The organism is Granulicella pectinivorans (genome assembly GCF_900114625.1).
In the GTDB taxonomy this organism is placed as follows: domain Bacteria; phylum Acidobacteriota; class Terriglobia; order Terriglobales; family Acidobacteriaceae; genus Edaphobacter; species Edaphobacter pectinivorans.
Genome location: NZ_FOZL01000001.1, coordinates 3,097,417 through 3,115,704 on the forward strand (window position 1 = coordinate 3,097,417; position 18,288 = coordinate 3,115,704).

An 18,288-nucleotide genomic window follows, 5' to 3' on the forward strand; every position below is an offset into this window, starting at 1 on the left:
TCGGGCGGCCCACATCTCGCCTCTGAGATGTGGGTTTCCGCGCGAGCATTCCCTATCCGTGACGGGAAACGGAAGGGCAGGGCTTCAGCCCTCCCGAAAAGCTTCGCTGTTGGATCGTCGACTGATTCCCGCAGGGAATCGTTGCGCCACCGCATCCTCGGAGAACCCTACCGAGGCTTCGCCATCTGCCATTCCAGATGCGTCCTCACCGTGGGCCACTCCGACTGAATCACGCTATAAACCACCGTATCCCGCAGCGTCCCGTTCGGAGCCAGTGAATGGTTCCGCAAAATCCCATCCAGCTTAGCCCCCAGCCGCTCAATCGCCCGTCGACTCTGCTGATTCAGAAAATGCGTCCGAAACTCCACCGCAATGCACCCCAGCGTATCGAACGCATGCGCAAACAGCAGCATCTTCGCCTCGGTATTCAGCCCTGTGCGCTGCACACGTTGCGCGTACCAGGTAGACCCGATCTCAACCCGCCGGTTCACCGCATCGACGTTCATATAGGTCGTCATCCCCACGGCCTTGCCGGTGGCAACATCCATCACCGCAAAGGGAAGCATCGTCCCAGCCGCATGCAGCCCCAGACGCCGCGCAATCTCATCGCCCACCTGCTCGGGTGCCGGCGCACTCGTATACCAAAGCCGCCAGAGCTCACCATCGCGCGTCGCCGCGATCAGATCATCCTCATGCGCCATCGACAGAGGAACAAGTTGCACGAGATGGCCCGTCAACGTAACGGGAGCAAGCAGAGGACACTCAGGCATGCCGCTATTTTACGCGGATGCCTCTTCGAGCGACCCATTCCTCAGCCGTAGCACCCGGTCGCATCGATTCGCGAACTCCAGATTGTGCGTCACCAGCAGACTCGTGAGCCCGTGATCGCGATGAAGCTGTTCCAGCAACCCAAACACCGTCTCTGCGGTCCGGTTATCCAGATCCCCCGTAGGCTCATCCGCCAGCAGCAAGCGCGGCTCCGTCACCAGCGCTCGCGCCAGCGAAACCCTCTGTTGCTCGCCCCCCGACAACTCGCCCGACCGGTTCTCCAGCCGTCCGCCAAGACCCACCCTGCCCAGCCACTCCGCAGCCCGATCCAGTGCCGCGGGCCGCCCCATCCCCCGCGCCAGCAGAGGCATCGCCACGTTCTCCTGCGCCGTAAACTCCGGCAGCAGGTAGTGAAACTGCCACACATACCCCACATCGCGATTGCGATAACGCGCCGCCTCCGCCGCAGTAAACCGCGTCACGTCCGCATCCCCGCACACAATCGCGCCCGCCGTGGGCCGGTCCAGCGCCGCCAGCAGATGCAGCAGCGTGCTCTTGCCCGTTCCGCTCTCCCCCACGATCGCAACGATCTCTCCCGAGCGAATCGTCAGATCCAGCTCGCGAAAGAGCACCACCTCAGCGCCCGCCTTGCCGGTCACCGCAGGATAGATCTTCGTAAGCCCCGTCGCTCGCAGAACAACAGGCACACCATGGCTTTCGTGGAAGGGTTCGAGCGTGCTGTCTGCCATCGTCACTTCGTCTGTCCAATCAAACTTGCCGGAGGTTTGGGCGAGGCCGCTGGCCTCTCCGCCCGAAACGCAACCGCCATGCGGTTCCAAGCGTTGATGCTCGCAATCGCCAGCGTAAGGTTTGCCAGGTCGATATCGGAAAAATGCTCTCGCGCCGCCTCGAAGACCTCATCGGGAACATGATCCGGATGCACATCCGTCACGGCCTCCGTCCACGCCAGCGCAGCCCTCTCCCGGTGCGTATACACATCGGAGTTGCGCCACTCCGCCAACTGCCCAATGCGGTCGTCGGTCTCGTTCTGCCGCCCCAGTTCATAGCTGTGCAGGCTGATGCAGAACGTGCATCCGTTGATCAGCGAGGCACGGAGCCGGACCAGCTCCAGCAGGCAGCGATCGAGCGCTATACCCGTGTTCAGGTAGTGCTCCAGTCCACGCATCGCACGCATCCCTTCAGGAATGAGTTCTGCGTAGTTGAGACGTTGGGCCATAAGTTCTCCTTTCTCGGTGACGGGTGACTAATACATCAGATGCAGCGCAAGTGTGACAAGGTCAAAATCGCGAAAGCCCTCCGCCAGAATGGTCTGGCCGAAGACAGTGCGTGCTAGGAGATGCGTTGGATTCCCTAAAAATAAAATTGACCCACCACGAGCCACGCACACAGGAACACCACCATCAGCACCGCGAAGATGTTCCGTCGATTTCGCAGCTTGCTCTCCGGAAAAAAAAGCCGATGCGCGGTCGCCACCTTGCGTGCCTGCCCTGGATACCAGAACACCTCCATCAGGCGGTCGTCTACCGGCAGCCGGCGGTTCACCTCATGCGTCATCTGGATCATCTTGCCGCTTGCCCCCAGTCCCGCAATGATGGCGGCAACGCATAGGGCGAAGTCGGTAACGGCGTGCAGGGTAATCAAAGCGGAAACCTCCTATTCGTAGCGCAGGGCTTCAGCGGGCAGTACCCGGGCGGCTGACCTGGATGGATAAAGCGTTGCAATCAGACTAACGGAAAGACTCACCCCGGCAACGATCACCGCGTCCAGAAACTTCGGCGCAAAGGGCAGATACGCGATCGAATAAACGCTTGCGTCCAGCGGAATAAATCGGTAGTGCCCACCCGCCCAGCTCAGCGCATACCCCACAACCAACCCAATCGCCGTGCCGGTCAGCGAGATCAGAAAACCTTGATATAGGAAGATCCGTCGAATCTGCGCTTCGGTCACCCCGAAGCTCATCAGCACCGCAATCTCCCGCGTCTTCTCCATCACCATCATCGTCAGCGCGATCAGAATGTTCAGCGCGGCCACGCACACGATCAGCGCCAGCACGATGAACGTGACGATCTGCTCCAGCTTCAACGCCCGGAACAACTCGCGATTCTGCTCCATCCAGTTCGTCGTCTGAAACCCCGGCCCCGCGGCTTCCTCAATCTCCTTGCCCACCTTCGCCGCCTGGTACAGATCCTTGATCTTGAAGCTGATGATCGAGATCACATCCGGCTCCGAGAACAGCCGCTGCGCATCCGCCAGCCGGATAAACGTGTACGTCGAGTCGTACTGATAAAACCCCGAAGCGAAGATCCCCACCACCTGAAATCTCCGGTACCGCGGCACAATCCCCAGCGGCGTCAACTCCCCCTGCGGGCTCGTCACCAGCACCGTATCCCCGGGATGAGCCCCAATCGACTCCGCAAGATCCTTCCCGATCACAATCGGCGGCGTGGCATCGTTCCCGGTAGGCGGCCCATCGACCGGGGCAAGCTCCTTCGCGGACCCCTGCGCCACCGCCTGCAGAAGATCCGACACCGTCCGCTCATCGTCCGGCAGAACGCCCTTGATCAGAGCTCCCCCTGAACGCGCCCCTCGCGAGATCAGCACCTGCCCGTACAGCCCCGGAGCTGCCGCCACGACGCCCTTGGTCGTCTTCAGGCGGGCCAGCAAATCCTGCCAGTCCTTGATCCCATCCGCTGCCGGCCGCATCAGTTCCACATGCGCCGTGGAGCCCACCAGCCGCTCCTGCAGATCGCGCCGCATGCCGTTTGTAATCGCCAGCGCAATAATCAGCGAAGCCACTCCCGCCGCCACACCAAGCACGGAGATAGCCGTCACCACGCCCACCAGCGCCTGGCGCCGCTTTGCCCTCAGGTACCTGGCTGCAAGAAAGAGTTCGAATCGCACCTCTTCAGCTTAGCGGACGATCACCTTCGCGGTCCCAATGTTTTCGTATCGGTCGTAAACCCGCACTGCCAGCACATGCTCGCTCGAAGTGGATTTGTCCGTCAGCGGGATCGAGAACTCGTACGCCTCATGCTTCGCGTCGGAGAGCGTGCCGGTCGGCTCCAGGTACTGCCACGGCCCAGCATCGAGCGAGTACTCCGCATGCGCAATCGGGCTCGTTGCATCGGTTGCCTCGCAGCTCGCCGCAATGGTCTTTGCCGCACGTGTCGCCTTCAGCCCCGACACCACCGGAGCCGTCGTATCCACCACGAACGGCCCACTCACCCGCTCAGCCGTCAGCGTCTCCGGATCTGGATGCGAGGGCCCGTCCGAAGCAATCACCTTCAGGACGTAAGGCCCATCCGGCAAGGTCGCTGCGTCGAAGCTGTAGAACCGGTCCGAAAGATTCTCCTTCAGCAGATGAAAGTTGTTCTCGCCCACCCCACGGAACCACACCGCGAACATCAGGTCGTCGCCATTGTCGTCGTGCGCCGCCCACCGCACCGTAATGGCGCTGCGATCCTTCTGTCCCGTCAGCGGACTCGTATCCGTCATCGGCACCGTAAAGCCCGTAGCCGCCGGCGGAGCCGGAAAAGGAATCTGCACCGTTGTTACAGTCGCAACGGGATTCGCAGTCACCCGAGCCCCCGTCTGCACCGCAATATCGTCCACCACTGGGGCGACATTGCGCGGCAGATAGTTGATCGCCACAGCCTCCACCGCCGTCGTTGGGGCGAGCTCCAGCCTCCACTGCGCAAACCGGGCATTCGGAACCTTCGCGCCCGCGTCCAGCTTGATCCAGTCGCTCCACCCCTCCGCGGGACTCGGAACATTGCCTACGCGCAGCGAAAGCGTGTACGGCGTGTCCGTCCTCACCTCCGGACGCCCCCAACGCGAAAGCCCGCCCGCATCGAACACCTCGCTCACATACGTCGGAGCCTTGGCCACCCCGCCCAGCCGATACAGCTTGCCCGAATTGCTCGTCCCCAGCAGAAGATCGCCATGAGGGGCCGTAGCCAGCGCCGTCCCCTGCGAAGCCTCCAGGTGAGCGATATCCGAGAACCGCCCCGGCGCTCCCAGATCGACCGCGTACACCCGGCCCCGATTGCCGGTCGAAGCGATCAACGCCCCATCCTTCACCGCCAGGCCGTACACGACGTCTTCCTTCAGCGACAGCAGCTTGCTCGGGGCCCCGTCCGCCGCAATCCTGTACAGCACCGAACCCTCCGGAATCACCGTGCTCCCCACCACCGCGCCCGCCGAACCCGGCTGCACAAAGCTGATCGTAACCCCAACCGCCCCGGTCACCGGCAAAGGTGGCAGGGAAGACGTCGACTTGCTCCCCACCGCAGCCGCATACACGTTCCCCGCCGCATCCTCCGTCAGCGCCGTAATCTCGCGCTCCGTAGCCGCATACATCGCAAACGGCTTCGCGCCAGCCGTCTTCGGTTCGAACCGATAGATCACCCCACCGCCATCCGTCCCGGCCCAGAGCTGTCCATCATGCGCCAGCAGCAACGACCGGATATGCTGGTCCGTCGTCTTGAACAAAAGCTCCGGCTTGTTCTGCGTCACGCGATACACCGCGGCGGGAGCTCCCGCCGCCACATACAGATCCCCCGACGCCGAGACCGCCATATCCCAAAGATACTTCGAGTGTTCCGCCGTCGATGCCGGATCGAACACCACGATCGGCGGTCCGCCCGAAGGCGAAACCCGGTACACCTTGCCATCCGGGTTGGTCGCGACGTAAACCGTCCCGTCCGCCGCCAGCCGCAGTGCCTGCACCCCAAGCTCTTTCCCCTCGAAGATCTTCGTAGCCTTGCCGTCAGCCGCAACCCGCTGCACGGTAGCCCCGCCCGAAGAGGTTCCCCCCATCCCGAGATACGCGTTCCCCTTCGCATCCCCCGCAACCGACCAGATGTAGTTCCCACTCGACGTAAACGCGAGCGTCGTAGCCGGAGCAGGCGTCAGCCGCCCATCGTTCCGGATCGCCACCCCGGAGGTCGTGCCACGCTCCAGCGTCTCGTACCGGTCCGTCGTCCAAAGTTTGGTGCCCTGTGCGGTTGCAGCAACGGAAAGGGTAATGAGAGCCAGGGCGGTCAGGGTTCGGGTCATGTTGTTGTTGAGTGTAATACCCGCTGCCCGCAGAAGCAGAAACCCCGGGCTGGACAAGAGCATGTCCAACCCGGGGTTTCTGCTTTTTTGGGAGACTAGTTGGTCAGAACAGCCCGATACCGCACCTGGCTCTTCTTCACCTTGGTGATCGCCTCGTTCGCCGCCGACATCGGGAAGCGCTCGGTCATGGCCTTGATGCCGTGCCGCGCCGCCACGTCTAGCATCTCGTGCAAGTCGCGCGGGCTTCCTGTCGGGCTGCCCGAAACCGCCTTCTGCCCCGCGATCAGCGAGAACGGCTGAATCTGCATCGCCGAAGGCGCCGCTCCCACGACGCACAGCGTACCCTTGGGCCGCAGAGCGTTCACGAAGGCCTGCCAGTCCTGGTCGGCCGAGACCGTACACAGAATCAGGTCGAACGACCCCGCCAAAGCCTTCAGCGCACCCGTATCGCGCGTATTCACGAAGTGGTGCGCGCCGAACGACCGTGCCTCTTCTTCCTTGTCCTTCGAGGTCGAAAGCGCTGTCACCTCCGCGCCGAACGCCTTGGCAAACTGGATGCCCAGGTGTCCCAGCCCGCCGATGCCGACCACGCCAACCCGCGACGAAGGACGCACGCCATGGTTGCGCAACGGGCTGTACACCGTAATCCCTCCGCACAGCAGGGGAGCCACGTTCTCGCTCTCCAGCACCTCCGGGACAGGAATCGCAAACCGGCTGTTCACGCGAATCCCGTCCGCATAGCCGCCGTGACGCCCCACGCAGGTGGGTTGCGACTTCGCGCACAGGTGTTCGTCGCCCTGCCGGCACCACTCGCAGATCCCGCAGCTATCCGCCTGCCAGCCCACGCCCACGCGCTCGCCGACCCTGCGGTCGCGAACGTCCGCGCCGATCGCCGTCACCGTGCCCACGATCTCGTGACCCGGAATAAACGGATACTTGCTGATACCCCAATCGTTATCGATCAGATGGATATCGGAGTGGCAGACGCCGCAATGCGAGATGCGGATCGCCACTTCGTTCGGTTTGAGCTCACCGGCGTCGTACTTGAAAGGAAGCAAGTGTGCGCCTGCCGCGTGAACTGCCAGGCCATGGATGTCATTCATGAGTATCGGTAATCCTTTGGACGGCGCACAAGGAACCCATCAGCGCCGCCTGTTTCTAGATGCTACAACAGACCGGGTGTGGATTCGCCGTATCTTCTCCTGCCGAATGGGAGATTCCTCCAAAATTATGTCACCTATCGCACGATCAGAGTGAGCACTTTTGACCCTGTAATGGCTTCCGGCACCTCGATCGACGACGATTCAACGGCACTCTCGCCCGTCAGACGCATCTCCTGCCCCTCCTTCAGCGGTTCCAGCACGTTGGCCATTGAGAGCGGCACCGCCGACAGTGTGCCTCCGGTCAGAACCGCCTGCGGAGCATGCTCCAGCATCGTCAGGTACAGCCGGTCGTTGGCATGGCTGCGGTTGATCTGCGCAATCGTATCGGCCAGAGCCAGTGGGTGCTGCGCGCTCGCCGCGGGCAGCAGCAGACGGTCCAGCGTAGCCCCATCCGACACCATCAATCGCACCGGCCCGGGAGCCGTCCCCGCCGGAATCCTCACCTGCAACCGCACCAGCCGCGAAGCCGACTGGTAAGGCCGCAGCGTCGTCTCCACCTCCACCGTATCGCCCGGTCGAGCCTCCGGGGCACTCAGCCGAGCCGTCTCAATCACCGCCGTCCGGCGCGTAGGCACAGCCTCCACATGCAGCCGCAACCCCATAATCACCGGCTGCTCCACGCTGTTCTGATACACCTTGTCGAATCGCTCGCCCACATACAGCGCCGCATTGATCGCCGCCGGATTGAAGTCGTTCTGTGCCATCTCCGCGTCGAGCTGCAACGGCGGCAGCGCCTCCCCCTTGGCCGTAGAGACGCGCATCTCGCCCGTAAGCCGGTAACTGATCTCCGACGCCGAGTTGTTCGTTCCCTGCAGCGACTGGTACACCGAAACCAGCATCGCGTTCGGCGTAAGCTGCCGGTTGTCCAGCACCTCAAAGTGGATCGTCCGCGCTCGGATCGCAGGTCCTGCCCCCGCAATCTCCACCGTCACCGGAATCATGTGCGCCGCCAGCCCGAACCGCCCGTAGATCGCCGACGCCCGATCCTGCGTAAACGCCCCCACCGTCTCCGTCGCATTCACAATCTTGAAGGCGTTCAGCGGAGACGGAAGCGTAGCCACCACATTCGCCTTCGTCATCGGAATCGACACCGCGCCGTACTGCGTAATCGGGTGCCCGCACGCCAGCAATTGCGTCGCATCGACATATGTCACCGTGCATGTCCCTGTCATCGCAATGTCCCCGCGCACCAGCACGGCCGACACCGCCGACCCCGGCACCAGGGGCTCCGGCTGCTTCGCCTCTGGATCCAACCCACCCAGTCCCGCCACCGGAACCATCCCCAACGCACGAAACCGATCGCCAAAACGATCCACCGCCTCCTGCGTAAATCCCGTAAAGACCAGCGGCGTCTCCATCGGCTGAAGCTGCGGTCCATTCGCCGTAATCGGAGCCTTGCTCCCCGCGCCAGGCAGTGCACCGGCATCCCGTACCTCGAACATCTGCTCGATCGGCGTAATCCCCGCGATCGGCTCCTTCGAGAACTGCCCAATCCGATAGCTCAGCGCCCCCAGCAGCCGCCCGTCGATGTACACTGGCGATCCCGACATCCCCGCCACCACTCCCGTAAACTCCGCCTTCGCCCCATGCAGTCTAGCCAGGATCATGTCCTGCCCAGGGCCGAGATTGTCCTTCAGCACCCCCAGAATCTCGACCTCCATCGACTCCGGCTCGACGCCCTCAAACACCGTGAACGCCGTCCCCTTCAGTCCGCGATGCACCTCAGACAGCGGAAAAATCTTCAGATGCGCCGGGGTCTGTGCACACAACGAGGGAACCACCGCGAAGACGCCGGCGAGAACGAGCAAGTGGAACTTCGAAAAGATTGTCACGTCTAAAGAGTAGACCGTTTCCCACATTCCAGCTCATCCTCTCTGCTCCGCTTAGGATGACAGACAAAAGAACACCTGAACCCTGACAGGGCCGGGCAAAACCGGAGTAGAGTTTTTCATGATGACCTACCAAAACGATCTGGATGCGACGCCCTTCCTCTCGACCCGCCTTCGCCGCATGACCCGCGTGCTCGCCCTTCTCCTCTGCGCCGTGATCCTCGCACCGTCGGCACACGCACAGGATCAGCAGAAGCCCGCGCCCCCGGCATCCACCCCCGACGAGGGCCCCGCAACCGACAACGGCGGACTCATCATCAAAAAGAAAAAGGAGCCCACCGAGCCCGAGGCTCCGCCCGCTCCCGCGCAGGAGAAGATCAAGAACCCCGACAACGCGACCTACTCCCTCCGCGTCGACGTCCCCATCGTCAACCTCGGCGTCAACGTCATGCTCGACAAGACCCACCAGTTCGTACCCGGCCTCAAGGCCGGTAACTTCCTCGTCCTCGAAGATGGCGTTGAGCAGCAGGTCACCAGCGTCCGCACCGTCCAGACCCCCATCACCGCCGTCATGCTTCTCGAGTTCGCGGCCAACTCCTACTACCTCATCCGCGACATGCAGAACGCCTCGCAGGTCTTCTACCGCTCCCTCCGCCCCGACGACTACATCGCCGTCATCACCTACGACCTCAAGACCCACATCCTCACCGACTTCACCAACAACAAGGAGACCGTCGGTCAGGCCCTCCAGACCCTCACCATCCCCGGCTTCTCCGACACCAACATGTTCGACGCCCTCTACGAGACGCTCGACCGCGTCTCCCGCATCGAGGGCCGCAAGTACATCATCCTCATCGGCAGCGGACGTGACACCTTCTCCAGACTCACCCTCGACAAGATCCTCGCCAAGGTCAAGGCGACCCCCAACGTCACCATCTTCTCCATCGGCACCGGTGCCCTCATCAACGAGCTCCGCGATGCCTCGGGCCGCATGGGCGGCATCCAGCGCCTCGACACCCTCCAGGCCGAGAACCAGCTCAAGACCTTCGCCAGCATGACCGGCGGCCTCTACTTCAACCCGCTCTTTCAAGGTGCCTTGCCGGACATCTTTGCCCAGATCAACGACTCTGTCCGCAACCAGTACCTGCTCACCTACAAACCGACGAACCCCAAGAACGACGGAACCTATCGCAAGATCAAGGTCATCCTGGTGGACCGCGAAGGCAAGCCGCTGAAGATGGCCGATGAGAAGGGCAAGCCTCTCAAGTACTCCATCGTCGCCCGCGATGGTTACAACGCCAAACGGACTGTCGAATAGCCGCGCCGGCCCTCCCATTGATCGGAAGCTGAATCCCGAGCAACGCGAGGGCCAGCACATCTTGAGTCGCCAACACCGATACACACGTCACGAAGTGACCGCCCCGCGCGCAGCGGGCCCGTCCGGCAGGATAGGCAGTTCCTAACGTCTCCGAGGCATCGTCAAATCCAGATCCGTACCTGCCATCTGCTTGGTCAGCAGAATGATCTGCCCCACATGCTGCTGCACGTGACCGGTCACCTGGGCGATCGCCTCCAGCACCGAAACCGTCCGGTCCTGCGGATGAATGGTCTCCACCAGACGATCCGCCGAAACCCCGGCAATCGTAGCCCGGCACTCCGCCGTCACCCCGGCGAAGAGCCCCAGCAGCTCCTCGGTAGACATCGTCCCGGCCGCCTCAAACTCCGCATCCCGCGTCCGAACATCTTCATCTCCGCGAATCCCATGCAGAATCCACTGCCGCATATTCCCGCACAGGTGCAGGATCAAGTTTGCGATGGAGTTCTCATGCTCCCCGCCCTTCGCCCAGATCTGGGCCTCCGTCAGCCGTGCGCAGCACGAAGCCAGATTGTCCTGCATCGTTACCAGCTTGCGATCGGAGAAGTCGAGAAAGAGGGAAGCCACGGAGTCATGCATTCGCTCATTGTAAAGTCCAATCCCAACCGGCCATAGGCGTAAAATCACCAAGGCGCACCCGATCCCCAGGTAGCGCAAGAAGGATGATGGCAATGAAAGCATTGGTAAAGAGCAAGGCAGAGCGTGGCCTCTGGCTGGAGGATGTTCCCGAGCCCGAGATGGGCATCAACGACGTCAAGATTCGCGTCCTCCAGACCGGCATCTGCGGCACCGACCTCCACATCTACGAGTGGGACGCATGGGCCTCGAAGACCATCCCCGTCGGCCTCACCATCGGCCATGAGTTCGTCGGCGAAGTCGTCGCCTTCGGCTCGAACGTCCCCGACCTGCACGTCGGCCAGATCGTCTCCGGAGAAGGTCACGTCGTCTGCGGGCGCTGCCGCAACTGCCTCGCCGGACGCCGCCACCTCTGCGCCTTCACCGCAGGCGTCGGCGTCAACCGCAACGGAGCCTTCGCCGAGTACGTTGTTCTGCCCGTGTCCAACATCTGGCAGCACGCCCCCGGCGTCCCCCTCGACGTCGCCTCCATCTTCGATCCCTTCGGCAACGCCGTCCACACCGCGCTCGCCTTCCCGGTCCTCGGAGAAGACGTTCTCGTCACCGGAGCCGGTCCCATCGGCATCATGGCCGCGGCCGTCGCCAAGCACGCCGGAGCACGCCACGTCGTCATCTCCGACCCCAATCCCTACCGCCGCGCCCTCGCCGAGAAGGTAGGCGTCACCAAAGCTGTCAACCCCCTCGAAACCACCCTCGCCGCTGTGCAAAAAGAACTCACCATGCACGAGGGCTTCGACGTCGGCCTCGAGATGTCCGGTAACCCCCAGGCCTTCCGCGACATGCTCGTCAACATGAGCCACGGAGCCAAAATCGCCATGCTCGGCATCCCTTCAGAGCCCATCGCCATCGACTGGAATCAGGTCATCTTCAACCAGCTCACCCTCCGTGGCATCTATGGCCGAGAGATGTACGAGACCTGGTACAAGATGACCGTCATGCTCGAATCCGGCCTCGACATCTCCGGCGTCATCACCCACCGCCTCGACTGGCAGGACTTCGAGCAGGGCTTCGCCGCCATGCGCTCCGGCAACTCCGGCAAGGTCATCCTCAAGTGGGCCGATCCCTCCTGACGGATCTGTTCTGCCGTCATCGAAAGCCCCCGGACAAAGCGTCGCCCCTCACGAGCATCCTCGTGAGGGGCGACGCCGTTCACTCTACATGCTGGCGTGCATGGCGGGCAGGTCGTGGCAGTCGATCTCGGGTGTCTTGGCGTTATGGGTGCGGTTCTTGGACCTGTGGTGCGTCACCGCAGCGGTATGCTTCGTCGTATCGATCTCTTTCAGCAGCTTGGTCAACCGGGCAAACGCTTCGGTGCGTGCCGTCTTGTTGGCCTCCACCGTGTTGGTGGGGTCTTCGCCGGCGCGCATAAATCCATGGCCTGCTCCATCGTAGGTCACGGGCTCGAACTTCTTGTGCGCGGCCTTCATCGCCTCGGTGGTCGCGGGAACGGTCGCTCCAATGCGAGCATCGTTCCCCGCGTAGAAACCGTAAACCGGGGCCGAGATGGTCGAAACATCGGCTGGTCCGGGACCATAGAAGACGAAGGCCGCGGAGAGGTCCTTACGATGCGTCGCGAACGCGAAGGACTTACCTCCACCCCAGCAGAAACCGGCAACAACCGTCTTGCCGTTCGAGGAGGGGATGGTCTTGCCATAGTCCGCCGCGGCGTCCAGGTCCGCAGTCACCTGGTCGGCATTCAGCGCGGAGACGGCCGGCATGGCCTGCTGCGGCGTGGGAAAAGCTTCGGAGCCCGCTCCGTTCGGCCCCGCACCGGAGAGCAGATCCGGTGCCACCACAATGTAGCCTGCCGCAGCCAGTTCATCCGCCATCTCCTTCGCCCAGTCGGACAAACCGAAGATCTCGTGGATCAGGACCACGACGGTGGCCTTGTTCTTCACCTCCGGGTAGACGACGAAGGCCTTGAGCGATCGGTCGCCGTGCGTCAGCGTCACGATCTCGGTGTGGCGCGGCGACGCATTGAGACGGGTCTTCGCCCAGTCCTGCGCGTGAGCGGAGACGGCTGCGGGAAGCAGCAGGGCGGCAGCGAGGAGGGTCTGGGCGGAGAGTCGCATGGGCCGAGTGTAGTGGGGAGATCGGGACGGTGTAAAGGGGGCGGTCGCCCGTTTCTCCCCCGCTGCGCCGGACCCATCGCGCCGGGAACGGAGCTACACCCCGCCCGCCTCGCGCCCACGTCGCCTCTGAGTAAAATCCGAAGATGCAAATCCTGATAAGAGTGATTGGTTTAGAGGACGTGCCGGCGGTAACAGCGCTGATTCAGGCCTCGGTACGCGGTTTACAGGTGGAGTACACCGAGGCGCAGCGTGAGGCCGCACTCAAGACCGTCTTTACCGTCGATTCGCGCCTCGTGGCGGACGGCGGCTACTACGGAGCCTTCGCCGGGGATCGTCTCGTAGGGTGCGGCGGATGGAGCGGCCGCAAGACCCTTTACGGCGGAGATGCGCAGGTGGAGGCCATCGAGCCGGAACGGCTGGACCCCGCCGTCGACGCTGCCAAGGTCAGAGCGATCTTCGTCGACCCGGAGTTTGCGCGGCAGGGAATCGGAGGAAGGCTCCTCCAGGCAGCGGAGGACGGAGCGAGAGAAGCCGGGTTTCGCCGCTTCGAAATGGGCAGTACCTTGAGCGGAGTGGGGCTCTACCGTCTCCGGGGTTACGTCGAAATGGAGAGGATCGAGGTGCCGGTAGCAGACGGCCAGACCATTGCCGTCGTAAAGATGGTGAAGCGAGATTGAGTACCTTTTCCCGTGGTCTGCATCCAATCAAGTGTGGCTGTGAGAGATTTCGAGCCACGGCGGAGTGAATGCGAGATTCGCAACTTTCGAATTTACTTCGCGTTTGAACAGTTAGCTGGTTTTCAGAACGGCATGGAGCTCCGGGTACGACGCCGGTGCTCTTAGAGGAGAATGACTTATGCGTTATCTCAGGTTGGTTGCAATTCTCGGTATCTTGATGGTTCCGGCGGCGTTTGCTCATGCCCAGATCTCAGTAGGCGTGGGGATCGGCGGACCGGTCTATGGCGGAGGCTACTATGGCCCGGCGCCAGTCTGCCAGTGGGGTTACTACAACGCTCCTCCTTATGCCTGCGCTCCCTACGGCTACTACGGTCCCGAGTGGTTTGATGGCGGCCTGTTCATCGGCGTAGGCCCCTGGTACCGCGGGTATGGCTATCGCGGCATCGGCTACCGTGGCGGCTACGGCTATCGTGGTGGATACGGATACGGCTACCGTGGTGGCTACGGCGGATATCGTGGCGGCTACCGTGGTGGTTACGCTGGCGGCGGACGTGGCTTCGTGGGCGGTGGTGGCGGATTCCATGGCAACGTCGGTGGCGGCGGTGGATTCCACGGCGGTGGTGGTGGATCGCACGGTGGCGGCGGTCGTCGCTAAATTGTCTTAGTTCGGATGGGAAGCGAAAGGGCCGTCAGCAAACTTCGCTGACGGCCCTCTCGCTTTGTCTCGGAAACCTGGAGAACTTCTGCCGCACATGGCTACTTCGGAGGGAGCCACAGCCTCCAGGGCTCGAACAACGCAAGAAGGCAAGGGAGTCACCGACTCGGGAACGTAACCGTTTCTGAACTTGGTCCCTGAAATTCGCCGTCCATCCCCGCAGCGATCCTGCGCTTGTTCCGGGCGGTACCGATCCGCCGCTTCAATTCCTGCCGTCGCCGCTTTCAGTACTCCCGACGGCCCCGCCACGCCACGCGACGACCGAATCGAAGCGCACCAGCGTGTCCAGCAGCATCTTCCTCTGTAGGCCCACCACGAAAGCCGCCCAACCCGGCTATTCCCCCGTAGTAATGGCTTCCGTCGCTTTGGACATCTGCGCGGTGCGTGCCAGCTTGTCCCACGCAAACGGTTTGCCGTCGATGGCTCGCTTGACCGTCTTGAACAGTACCACCGAGAACACCTGACGGTACGTAAACCGCTGGATCCAGATATGCACCAACAGCCAGACATCCCCTTTGCTCGCGGGGTGTTTCCGCTCGAGCGTAAAAGCCAGAGCACTCGCCGCAAAGTCGATGATCAGGAACGCCAGGAAGAACGTCAGCAGCTTGTAAAAGCTCGATGTGGACGCCGTCTCGGGATGAAAGTACCGGTCGAGCGCGTAATGGATGCAGCCGAAGACGAAGGCCAGATCGATAAACGGCGAGACTAACGGCAGAAGAATCTGAAAGATAAGGATATTCGGCAGCGCAAACAGACCCATCGCGGGACGGTTCCGAATGGCGCCCTTGTGCTTGAAGATCGCCTGCAAAATCCCGAACGACCACCGGAACCGCTGGCGCATGAGTCCATTGGCATTGATCGGAGCCTCGGTAAACGCCAGCGCCTGGTCTTCATACACCACAAACAAGCCCTGCTCCAGCAGGTTCATTGTCAGATCGGCGTCTTCCGCCACGGTATCGACCGCGTAGCACCCGCCCTTCTTCACCGCTGCGGTGCGCCACGCGCCAATCGCTCCCGGAACCACCATGACGACATTGAACAGGTCCAGCGCCCGCCGCTCGAAGTTCTGGCTCGTGATGTATTCGAGCGCCTGCCAGCGCGTCCACAGGTTCACGCGATTGCCCACCTTCGCGTTGCCGGCGACCGCTCCGATCCGCGGATCCGCGAAGTGCGGCACCAGCCGCGTGATCGCATCGTGCGCGATCACACCATCCGCATCGATGCCGACATAAATCTCTTCGTCGGTCGTCTCCAGCGCGAAGTTCAGTGCTTCCGCTTTGCCCCCATTGGGCTTCGTAATCACGGTAAGCCGGCCCGACGCGATATCGTTCGGATAGGCCTCCGTCGCCACCTTGAACGTGTCGTCGGTGGAGCCGTCGTCGATGACGATGATGCGAATGTTCTTATAGTTCGACATCATCACCGAACGAATGGTGCGCACGATCACCGTCTCTTCGTTATAGGCCGGAATCAGCACCGCGACGCGCGGGTTATAGTCCGGCGTGGCGAAGTTCTTGCGCGTGCGCAGCCGATCGATAAGAGCGCACAGGCCGATGATGATCAGCCGTCCGGACATCAGCACATCGCCGACGAAGAAGATCCACACCACCACGTAATTGAAGAACGCATAGAAGAAGAACGCGATGGAGTCCACACGCGCCTGCCACAACTGATGCTTGTTCAGCGGCGGCATCACCTCTTCGCGCGTCTTCCCAACCAGCTCCGAGACCGGAACAATCTCGTATCCGCGATCCCGCAGCGTCTGGATCAGCACCGGCAGCGCGTCGACCGTCGGCTTCCGGTCTCCGCCGCCGTCATGCATCAGGATGATGGAGCCCCTCGTCCACGGATGCGCATCCATATCGGCAATCTGTTCGAAGACCGAGTCGGAGATCTCCTTGGGCGTCTTGCGCGGATGCTCGTCCCAGTCGTTCGTGTCGATCTTGTTGCCGATAATGACGTACCCCAGCCCCTGAATGCGGTCCACCGGAGCAGCCTGATCGTTCGTGTCGGGCTCCTGGTCGATGGAGTAAGGAGGCCGGAAATAAAGAGGCTGCACCCCCAGCTTCGAGGCGAACAAGCGCTCCGTCAGGTTCAGTTGCAGGTCCACCTGGCTGTGCGAGATTTCGCTGATATCCGGGTGCGTAAAGGTGTGGTTGCCGATCTCGTGGCCTTCGCGGTACACCCGCTGCATCGTGCTCACGTAGTTGCCGGCCACCTCGCCGATCATAAAGAACGTGGCCTTGACGTTGTACCGCTTCAAAATGTCGAGAATCTTCGGAGTCCACACAGGATCGGGTCCGTCGTCGAAGGTGATCGCGACCTTCTTCGGCTGATACCCATACTGCTCCACCGTGTACGAGAGCGGGTACGCCGTCATCGTCTCGGCGGTGATCATCTTCTTCTCGGCGGGCACGCTGTCGTCATCGTCGAGTGTGATGGTGCGCTTGCCGTTCTGCGGGCGGCGCGTCACGCGGAGGATATCCCCCTCCCCTTCCGTATCGATCTCGTAGCCGGGGGCGACGTCCGCGAGTGCCTTGGAGGGATCGGTCTTCCCGGGAGAATCCCAGACCTTCCAAAGCGAGTTGTCCTCCGAGCCAAGATGCCACAACGCGAAGGTCTGAATCCCCAGGGCACGCGCCGCGCGCATCTGATTCAGCACCGTCACCGCGTCGAGGAACCACACCTGGTGCCGCACATGGCCGTCCATGTCGTCATACGCAAAGTGCGCATTCAGCGAGTCCGGGTCCAGCGTCACCGCGGCCTCCGAATCGAACGCGGCCTGCCACGCGTTCTGCGTCGAAATATACCGGGCGGAGAGAACCTTCTCCGGCGGAGCAGGTGGCGGCTTGTGGCCCTTCTTCACCGGCGGTGCGGGTGGCGGCACCTGGATGGTCCAGTCGTAGCCATAGCTGCCAAGGTCGCAGATAATCTTCTCTTTGGGAACTGTCTTGATGACCGTAGCCAGGTTGTCCAGAAACCAATCCTGTGCGGCGACGGGGCCGGAGCCGGTAGCGCTCTGGTGCTGATCGTAGTTCATGATCAGCAGCCCGTCGGAATTCTCGGCCAGGAACTTGAGGTCGTAGTCCGTGTCGCCGATCGGGGTCTTCAGGTACAGCCGCAGGTGGCGTGGATGGAAGTCGAGATACAGCGCGGCGACAAGAGCCTGATAGCCAACCTGGTCCGCAGTCGGGATATCTTCGAAGTCGATCGTCAGTCCGCGATACTTGGGGTTCGCCGCCAGAAAGGTGTCGACCTGGTGAATGAAGTTGGCGCGCGCATCGGGGTTACCCAGAAAGTCGCCAATACCGGGAAGATACGCGCCAGTCAGCGGGTTGGTGTTGTTCACCAGCGGGAAAATAGCGGTGTCGACGCGGGCCTCCGCGAGGACGTGCGCGACCTTGTCTTCCGCATCGACGGAGTGGACGCCGGCATTGTCCACGACGGCGAACGGCGTGTTGTCGGAGGAGTTGAAAGCGGTCAGCGATCCGTCCGGCGTCACCACATGCAGCCACTCCGGAAAAAGAAGATCGATCTGCTTGATATGCTCCTTCAGCGAGGAGTAGCTGGCCGCGTCCCAGTCGACATAGTAGGCAGCGCGCAGGCCTTCGCCGCTGTTCAGCGGAATGTCGGCGGGCGAAAGGTTCGAGTGGCGATGGGCAGTCGGCGACAGCTTCTGTCCCGGCTTCAGCGCGGGCACTGGCTCATTCTGCAGCGCACGGTAGTTGCGCTTCTGGCTCTGCAGCAGAAGGGTCGGCAAAGGCTTCATGCGCGCCAGGCCAATAACGAACAGCACACCGAGGACAAGACCGATGAGGGCGAGAACATCGAAGATGCGGCGCAGACGCTTCCAGCGTTTGCGTTGCGGATCGTAAAAAACTGGCTTGCCTGGCTTGCTCATGGTCGCTGTAGGCTCATCGTAGCAGGTAGAGGGCTGTGAGGCCGGCGGTCGTCGTCCGCGTTATCATAAGCAG

General features: G+C 62.2%; 15 protein-coding genes. 4 read left to right on the plus strand and 11 right to left on the minus strand.

From position 1 onward, the window contains the following. Positions 1-167 precede the first annotated feature (167 nt). The 8 genes from BM400_RS12185 to BM400_RS12220 all read right to left on the minus strand — a co-directional run bounded on the left by BM400_RS12185 (position 168) and on the right by BM400_RS12220 (position 8,842). Entirely contained in the window at positions 168-770 is a 603-nt protein-coding gene (locus BM400_RS12185) for a GNAT family N-acetyltransferase (protein ID WP_089839411.1), read from the minus strand. A 9-nt stretch (positions 771-779) separates the two neighbouring features. Continuing rightward, entirely contained in the window at positions 780-1,517 is a 738-nt protein-coding gene (locus tag BM400_RS12190) for an ABC transporter ATP-binding protein (RefSeq protein WP_089839412.1), read from the minus strand. A 2-nt stretch (positions 1,518-1,519) separates the two neighbouring features. Beyond that, a complete protein-coding gene (locus BM400_RS12195; protein WP_089839413.1) occupies positions 1,520-2,005 on the minus strand; it encodes a carboxymuconolactone decarboxylase family protein in 486 nt (161 codons plus the stop codon). Between the two features lie 134 nt (positions 2,006-2,139). Next, positions 2,140-2,430: a hypothetical protein gene (locus BM400_RS12200; protein ID WP_089839414.1), complete on the minus strand. Its 291-nt coding sequence runs from the start codon at positions 2,428-2,430 to the stop codon at positions 2,140-2,142. A 12-nt stretch (positions 2,431-2,442) separates the two neighbouring features. Further along, positions 2,443-3,690, minus strand: a complete 1,248-nt coding sequence (locus tag BM400_RS12205; protein ID WP_089839415.1) for an FtsX-like permease family protein — start codon at positions 3,688-3,690, stop codon at positions 2,443-2,445. Between the two features lie 9 nt (positions 3,691-3,699). Further along, the gene (locus BM400_RS12210; RefSeq protein ID WP_089841848.1) at positions 3,700-5,847 is read right to left on the minus strand and encodes a ligand-binding sensor domain-containing protein; all 2,148 of its coding nucleotides are present in this window, start codon (positions 5,845-5,847) and stop codon (positions 3,700-3,702) included. Between the two features lie 95 nt (positions 5,848-5,942). Beyond that, entirely contained in the window at positions 5,943-6,950 is a 1,008-nt protein-coding gene (locus tag BM400_RS12215) for an NAD(P)-dependent alcohol dehydrogenase (RefSeq protein WP_089839416.1), read from the minus strand. A gap of 134 nt (positions 6,951-7,084) precedes the next feature. Beyond that, entirely contained in the window at positions 7,085-8,842 is a 1,758-nt protein-coding gene (locus BM400_RS12220) for a SpoIVB peptidase S55 domain-containing protein (RefSeq protein WP_245781846.1), read from the minus strand. 118 nt (positions 8,843-8,960) lie between these two features. Here BM400_RS12220 and BM400_RS12225 point away from each other — a divergent pair, with 118 nt between their 5' ends. Continuing rightward, a complete protein-coding gene (locus BM400_RS12225; RefSeq protein ID WP_245781847.1) occupies positions 8,961-10,157 on the plus strand; it encodes a VWA domain-containing protein in 1,197 nt (398 codons plus the stop codon). Positions 10,158-10,298: 141 nt separating this feature from the next. Here the strand turns inward: BM400_RS12225 and BM400_RS12230 are convergent, their stop codons facing one another. After that, on the minus strand, positions 10,299-10,793 hold the full coding sequence (locus BM400_RS12230) for a DinB family protein (protein WP_175529007.1): 495 nt from the start codon (positions 10,791-10,793) through the stop codon (positions 10,299-10,301). Between the two features lie 92 nt (positions 10,794-10,885). On the opposite strand from BM400_RS12230, the gene tdh reads away from it, so the two are divergent. Then, positions 10,886-11,920: an L-threonine 3-dehydrogenase gene (gene tdh / locus BM400_RS12235; protein WP_089839419.1), complete on the plus strand. Its 1,035-nt coding sequence runs from the start codon at positions 10,886-10,888 to the stop codon at positions 11,918-11,920. Positions 11,921-12,004: 84 nt separating this feature from the next. On the opposite strand, the gene BM400_RS12240 is transcribed toward tdh, so the two are convergent. Beyond that, complete coding sequence (locus BM400_RS12240; protein WP_089839420.1) at positions 12,005-12,922, minus strand: dienelactone hydrolase family protein; 918 nt, start codon at positions 12,920-12,922, stop codon at positions 12,005-12,007. Positions 12,923-13,065: 143 nt separating this feature from the next. On the opposite strand from BM400_RS12240, the gene BM400_RS12245 reads away from it, so the two are divergent. Together BM400_RS12245 and BM400_RS12250 are read left to right on the plus strand one after the other, a co-directional pair. After that, on the plus strand, positions 13,066-13,599 hold the full coding sequence (locus tag BM400_RS12245) for a GNAT family N-acetyltransferase (RefSeq protein WP_089839421.1): 534 nt from the start codon (positions 13,066-13,068) through the stop codon (positions 13,597-13,599). 178 nt (positions 13,600-13,777) lie between these two features. Next, positions 13,778-14,254 carry a hypothetical protein gene (locus BM400_RS12250; protein ID WP_089839422.1) on the plus strand — a complete coding sequence of 159 codons (477 nt, stop codon included), beginning with the start codon at positions 13,778-13,780 and terminating at the stop codon, positions 14,252-14,254. A gap of 394 nt (positions 14,255-14,648) precedes the next feature. Here BM400_RS12250 and BM400_RS12255 read toward each other — a convergent pair whose 3' ends face one another. Beyond that, positions 14,649-18,215, minus strand: coding sequence for a trifunctional glycoside hydrolase family 18/polysaccharide deacetylase/glycosyltransferase family 2 protein (locus BM400_RS12255; protein ID WP_089839423.1), 3,567 nt, complete (start codon positions 18,213-18,215; stop codon positions 14,649-14,651). Positions 18,216-18,288 lie beyond the last annotated feature (73 nt).